5 protein-coding genes and 1 tRNA gene are annotated in these 6,000 nt (G+C 70.4%); 2 read left to right on the plus strand and 4 right to left on the minus strand.

From position 1 onward, the window contains the following. Nucleotides 1-36: 36 nt before the first annotated feature. Entirely contained in the window at nt 37-519 is a 483-nt protein-coding gene (locus Q0195_RS02960) for a hypothetical protein (protein ID WP_299274306.1), read from the plus strand. A gap of 19 nt (nt 520-538) precedes the next feature. Here the strand turns inward: Q0195_RS02960 and Q0195_RS02965 are convergent. The 3 genes from Q0195_RS02965 to Q0195_RS02975 all read right to left on the minus strand — a co-directional run bounded on the left by Q0195_RS02965 (nt 539) and on the right by Q0195_RS02975 (nt 1,555). Then, nucleotides 539-612: transfer RNA gene (locus Q0195_RS02965), tRNA-Val, on the minus strand. Between the two features lie 93 nt (nt 613-705). Further along, nucleotides 706-1,149, minus strand: coding sequence for a redoxin domain-containing protein (locus Q0195_RS02970; RefSeq protein ID WP_299274309.1), 444 nt, complete (start codon nt 1,147-1,149; stop codon nt 706-708). After that, nucleotides 1,133-1,555, minus strand: a complete 423-nt coding sequence (locus Q0195_RS02975; protein ID WP_299274311.1) for a DUF3052 domain-containing protein — start codon at nt 1,553-1,555, stop codon at nt 1,133-1,135. Before Q0195_RS02975 ends, Q0195_RS02970 begins: the two co-directional genes overlap by 17 nt. A gap of 266 nt (nt 1,556-1,821) precedes the next feature. On the opposite strand from Q0195_RS02975, the gene aceE reads away from it, so the two are divergent. After that, a complete protein-coding gene (gene aceE / locus Q0195_RS02980; RefSeq protein ID WP_299274314.1) occupies nt 1,822-4,563 on the plus strand; it encodes a pyruvate dehydrogenase (acetyl-transferring), homodimeric type in 2,742 nt (913 codons plus the stop codon). A gap of 105 nt (nt 4,564-4,668) precedes the next feature. Here the strand turns inward: aceE and adhP are convergent, their stop codons facing one another. Continuing rightward, nucleotides 4,669-5,703 carry an alcohol dehydrogenase AdhP gene (adhP, locus tag Q0195_RS02985; protein WP_299274316.1) on the minus strand — a complete coding sequence of 345 codons (1,035 nt, stop codon included), beginning with the start codon at nt 5,701-5,703 and terminating at the stop codon, nt 4,669-4,671. Nucleotides 5,704-6,000 lie beyond the last annotated feature (297 nt).

Below are 6,000 nucleotides of genomic sequence, written 5' to 3' on the forward strand. Positions count from 1 at the left end.
GGACACCGGCACAGGGCACACCACTACTTTCGGAACATGTTCGCTAAGTCAAGCACACCCACTCCGACGACCTACCCGCGCTCCGCCGTCGCCGTCATGTACGGCGGCCTTGCACTCACCGTCCTCACCCTTGCCGTCCCGTACGTCGACCGGGCGACGACGAACGTGCTGGCCGCCCACATCCGGTCCGGCTACCCCGACTACGGCGCCGCACGCGTCGCGGAGGCCGTGACCCTGTGGCTGACCTACCTGACCGTGCTCGGCGTGCTGGGCGCCGTCACCTGGCTGGTCCTCGCCCGGGCCACCCGGCGAGGCCGGCCGTGGGCACGCCGGGCCGCCCCCGTGCTGTTGCTGGCGGGCGGAGGTGTCGCCCTGTTCAACCTCCTGGTGCGGGACACCTCCGGGGACACCGGGCTGCCGCCACTTCTCGGGCTGACCGGGCTGCTCCCGGTCGTGGCAGGCGTCGTCGCGGTCGTGCTCCTGTGGCGCCCGTCGCCGCCGGCACCGGCGGGCAGGTGAGGAACCAGTCCCCTCTCGGTGGGCCCGGCCGGTCTCGAACCGACGACCTCCGCGGTGTAAGCGCGGCGCTCTGACCAACTGAGCTACAGGCCCCTGGCACGGCGGGCGCGGCCCGGCTGCCAAGCGACAAGGGTACTGGCCGGCGGCCGGTGCTCCGGTACACCCGCCGGGGCACCGGTCACCGTCCTACGTCAGGCGCGCCACGGCCTCCCGGTAGGCCTCCACCGACCGGGCCACCCCCGCCGGGCTGTGGGTGGACCAGGCCACCACACCGTCGCCGTCGAGGAGGAAGGTGCCGCGCGTGGGCGCGCCCGAGCGCTCGTCGAAGACACCGTAGGCACGAGCCGCCGCGCCGTGCGGCCAGAAGTCGGACAGCAGCGGGAAGGGTACCCCCTCCTGCTCGGCCCAGGCGCGCAGCGTGAACACCGGGTCACAGGTGACCGCGACGACGTCCGTCCCCGCGACAGGGTGCGTCACCAGCTCGCGGACCTCGCCCCCGCACACCCGCGAGAACGCGAAGGGCAGGAAGACGACGAGCTGGGGCCGTTCCCGTGGCCCGCCCAGGCGGACGGGCGTGCCGTGGGTGTCGGGCAGGTCGAGGACCGGCGCGCGGTCAGCGACCGCGACCACGCGCGAGGAGCCGCTGCCCGTTCCAGTCCGCGGCGGCGCTGACGGAGCCCGAGGGCTGCATGCCGGCGGTACGTGCCGCCTCCTCCACGACGGCGGGGCCCACGTGCCCCCCGCGTCCCGGCTTGGGGGTCAGGACGAGGATGGTGCCACCGTCGTCCAGGTTGTCCAGCGCGTCGACGAGGAGGTCGGTGAGGTCGCTCTCGTCGCCGTCGTCGTCGCGCCACCAGATGATGGCGCCGTCGACGACGTCCCCGTAGTCCGTGTCGACGAGCTCGGTGCCGGTGATCTCCTCGACGGCCGCTCGCACGGCCTGGTCGACGTCGTCGTCGTAACCGAACTCCTGGATCTGCTGCCCGGTGGTGAAGCCGAACCGGCTGCCGGCGCCAGGGCCAGCGGTCGCTGCCACGTGTGTTCTCCCACTTTCTCGTCAGGGCGCTGCGCGCCTCTCCACCCCATCCAGCGTAGGGCTGAGCACAACTTACTGCGGGGACGATGCCATTCCCAGATGATCTATGCAGCGTTGCACGGTCGGCTGTTGTCAAGGTCATAGCCGCGCCGTGACCGTGAGCATGGCTTGCACTGTCGGGCGGCGAGACAATGGGCCTAATCTGGTCTGACCGAGCACCAGCCACGCGCGTCGGGGCGCCCCGACGCCTGAGGGAAAGAGGACGTGTGAGTCCACAGGACGGATCTGGACCGCTCATCGACGGCCTGCTGAGCCAGGTCGGGGACATCGACTCTGCTGAGACCCAGGAGTGGCTCGAGTCCCTCGAGGGCCTCATCGACGACCGTGGTGGCCCTCGGGCGCGCTACATCCTGCTCAACCTGCTGCGTCGTGCGAAGCAGCTGGGTGTGACCGTGCCGGCGCCGCTGACGACGCCCTACGTCAACACCATCGGTGTGCACGACGAGCCCTACTTCCCGGGCGACGAGGTGACCGAGCGCAAGTACCGCGGGTGGATCCGCTGGAACGCCGCCGTCATGGTCACCCGGGCCCAGCGGCCCGGCGTCGCGGTCGGGGGGCACATCTCCTCCTACGCGTCGATCGCCACCCTCTACGAGGTGGGGATGAACCACTTCTTCCGGGGCAAGGACCACCCGGGCGGCGGCGACCAGGTGTTCTTCCAGGGGCACTCCTCGCCCGGCAACTACGCCCGCGCCTTCCTCGAGGGCCGGCTGACGGAGGAGGACCTCGACGGCTTCCGGCAGGAGTACTCCCACCCCGGTGGGGGCCTGCCCTCCTACCCGCACCCCCGCCTCATGCCCGACTTCTGGGAGTTCCCCACCGTCTCGATGGGGCTGGGCCCCGCGCAGGCCATCCTCCAGGCCTTCACCAACCGCTACGTGCACGAGCGGGGCATCAAGGACACCTCCCAGCAGCACGTGTGGGCCTTCCTCGGCGACGGCGAGATGGACGAGCCGGAGTCGCGCGGCATGCTCCAGCTCGCCGCCCAGCAGGGCCTGGACAACCTCACCTTCGTCGTGAACTGCAACCTGCAGCGGCTCGACGGCCCGGTCCGCGGCAACGGCAAGATCATCCAGGAGCTGGAGGCCTTCTTCCGCGGCGCCGGGTGGAACGTCATCAAGGTGCTGTGGGGCCGGGAGTGGGACCCGCTGCTCGAGGCCGACAAGGACCGCGCGCTCGTCAACCTCATGAACGAGACGCTCGACGGCGACTACCAGACCTACAAGGCCAACGACGGCGCCTACGTCCGCGAGCACTTCTTCGGGCGTGACCCGCGCACCAAGGAGCTCGTCAAGGACCTGACCGACGAGGACATCTGGGCGCTCAAGCGCGGCGGTCACGACTACCGCAAGATTTACGCCGCCTACAAGGCCGCGATGGAGCACACCGGCCAGCCCACGGTGATCCTCGCCCAGACGGTCAAGGGCTACGGCCTGGGCCCGAGCTTCGCCGGTCGCAACGCGACCCACCAGATGAAGAAGATGAAGACCACGGACCTGAAGATGCTCCGTGACGCTCTTCGCATCCCGATCCCCGACGAGCAGCTCGAGGACCCGTACAACGCGCCGTACTACAAGCCGCCGGAGGACGACCCGACCCTCCGGTACATGCTCGAGCGCCGCAAGGCCCTCGGTGGGTTCCTGCCCGAGCGGCGCGGTGACAAGGGCACCCTGCCGCTGCCGGACGAGAAGCCCTACGAGATCCTCAAGGGCGGCTCGGGCAAGCAGGAGGTCGCCACGACGATGGCCTTCGTCCGGCTCCTCAAGGAGCTGATGAAGGACAAGAACATCGGCAAGCGGATCGTGCCGATCATCCCCGACGAGGCGCGCACCTTCGGCCTGGACTCGATCTTCCCGACGGCGAAGATCTTCAACACCCACGGCCAGAAGTACACCTCGGTGGACGCCGACCTCATGCTCTCCTACAAGGAGTCCGAGACCGGCCAGATCATGCACATGGGGATCAACGAGGCCGGCTCGGCGGCCGCGCTCCAGTGCGTCGGCACGTCCTACGCCACCCTGGGCGAGCCGCTCATCCCGGTGTACATCTTCTACTCGATGTTCGGGTTCCAGCGGACCGGTGACCAGTTCTGGGCAGCCGGCGACCAGCTGGCCCGCGGGTTCGTCATCGGCGCCACCGCCGGCCGCACCACGCTGGCCGGTGAGGGGCTGCAGCACATGGACGGGCACTCCCTCGTCCTGGCCCAGACCAACCCGGCGTTCGTGCCCTACGACCCGGCCTACGCCTACGAGATCCGCCACATCGTGCGTGACGGCCTGCAGCGGATGTACGGGGCGGACGACCCGCGCGACCCGAACGTCATGTACTACCTCACGGTGTACAACGAGCCGATGCACCAGCCGGCCGAGCCGGAGGACGTGGACGTCGAGGGCATCCTCAAGGGCATCCACCGCATCGCCCCGTCCGAGGGCGACGGCCCGTGGGTGCAGCTCCTCGCCTCCGGTGTCGGGGTGCCGTGGGCGCTGCACGCCCGCGAGATCCTCGCCGAGGACTGGGGAGTGCGGGCCGGTGTGTGGTCGGTGACGAGCTGGGGCGAGTTGCGCCGCGAGGCGCTGGAGATCGAGCGCAAGCGGATGCTCGAGCCCTCCGCCGACCACGGCGAGCCCTACGTCACCCGCAAGCTGCGCGACGCGGGCGGCCCCTACATCGCCTCGAGCGACTGGGACCACATGGTGCCCGACCTCATCCGCCCGTGGGTGCCCGGTGACTACCACGTGCTCGGCGCGGACGGCTTCGGGTATTCCGACACCCGGCCCGCGGCCCGTCGCCAGTTCCTCATCGACTCCCACTCGATGGTGGTCAAGGCGCTGCAGGCCCTGGCTGCGCGCGGCGCGGTGGACGCCGACGTGCCGCGGCAGGCCGTCGAGAAGTACCGCCTGTGGGACGTCAACGCCGGGGTCTCCGGCACCGCGGGCGGGGACTCCTGACCGCCCGGTAGCCGGCCGGCCGACCAGACGCCGACGGGGCACGACCGCCAGTGCAGTCGTGCCCCGTCGGCTTTCTGCGCGTCGTGGCAGACAAGCGGACGGCGGCTACCTCGCCATGTCCATGACAACGCGGCCGTCGATCTGCCCGGCCTGCATCTCGGCGAAGATCTCGTTGATGTCGTCCATCGGGCGCACCGAGTAGGTGGGCTCGATCTTGCCGCGGGCGAAGAAGTCCAGCGCCTCGGTCATGTCCTTGCGGGTCCCGACGATCGACCCGCGCACGGTCAGGCCGAACAGCACCGTGGTGAAGATGTCGAGCGGGAACTGCTCGGGCGGCAGGCCGACGAGCGATACCGTCCCGCCGCGGCGCAGCGCTCCGACGGCCTGTGGGAACGCCTGAGCGTTGACCGCGGTGACGAGCGCGCCGTGCACCCCGCCCTGGGTGGCCTCCTTGATCTCCGCGGCCGGGTCCTGGCTGGTGCGGGCGTTCACCGCGACCTCGGCGCCGTGCCTCCGTGCAAGGTCGAGCTTGCTGTCGTCCACGTCGACCGCAGCCACCCGCAGTCCCATCGCGACCGCGTACTGCACGGCGATGTGCCCCAGTCCGCCGATCCCGGAGATGAGCACCCACTGCCCAGGCACGGTGTCGGTGACCTTCAGCCCCTTGTAGACGGTGACGCCGGCGCACAGGATGGGGGCCGCGGCGGCCAGGTCTACGCCGTCGGGAATCTTGGCGCAGTAGCGGGCGTCGGTGAGCATGTACTCACCGAACGAGCCATCCACGGAGTAGCCGCTGTTCTGCTGGTTCTCGCACAGCGTCTCCCAGCCGGTCTGGCAGTACTCGCAGTCGCCGCAGGCCGAGGCGAGCCAGGCGTTGCCGACCGTGTCCCCCACCTTGACCCGCTCCACCCGGTCACCGACGGCGACGACCGTGCCCACGCCCTCGTGGCCGGGGATGAAGGGCGGCGTGGGCTTGACCGGCCAGTCACCCTGTGCGGCGTGCAGGTCGGTGTGGCAGACACCGGTGTACGCCACCTTCACCAGCGCCTCGTAGGGGCCCGGCTGGGGGATGTCGAGCTCCCTGATCTCCAGCGGGCTCCCGAGCTCGGGGACGACGGCGGCGCGCATCTTCTCGGCCATGGATGGACCTCCTCGCTTCTCCGACCCGCCGGGTGGTCCGGTCGGGTGCACCTGATGCTCGGCACCAGGTTCACCACAAAGCCAAGCAACTCGCAGCCGGAGAGCTGCGGGACCGACGTCCCGACTTCGGGCGTCCGCTTGCCGTCGAGCCGGCGCCGGCTCGTGACGACGTGAGGTGCCGCCGAGAAGGGAGCTGTCGCTGAGGAGGTGAGGGGTCGATGAGGAGGCGGGCGGTCAGCTGCTGTTGGCGGTGCGCTCGGCGGCCTCGACGCGCGGTGTCAGCTCGGCGATGACGGC

This window comes from uncultured Georgenia sp. (assembly GCF_937958535.1).
Classification (GTDB): Bacteria; Actinomycetota; Actinomycetes; order Actinomycetales; family Actinomycetaceae; genus Oceanitalea.

What these genes read in the sequence shown, in the direction of transcription:
- adhP (WP_299274316.1), bottom strand. Translation starts at nt 5,703, where the DNA reads ATGGCCGAGAAGATGCGCGCCGCCGTCGTCCCCGAGCTCGGGAGCCCG.
- Q0195_RS02960 (WP_299274306.1), top strand. Translation starts at nt 37, where the DNA reads ATGTTCGCTAAGTCAAGCACACCCACTCCGACGACCTACCCGCGCTCC.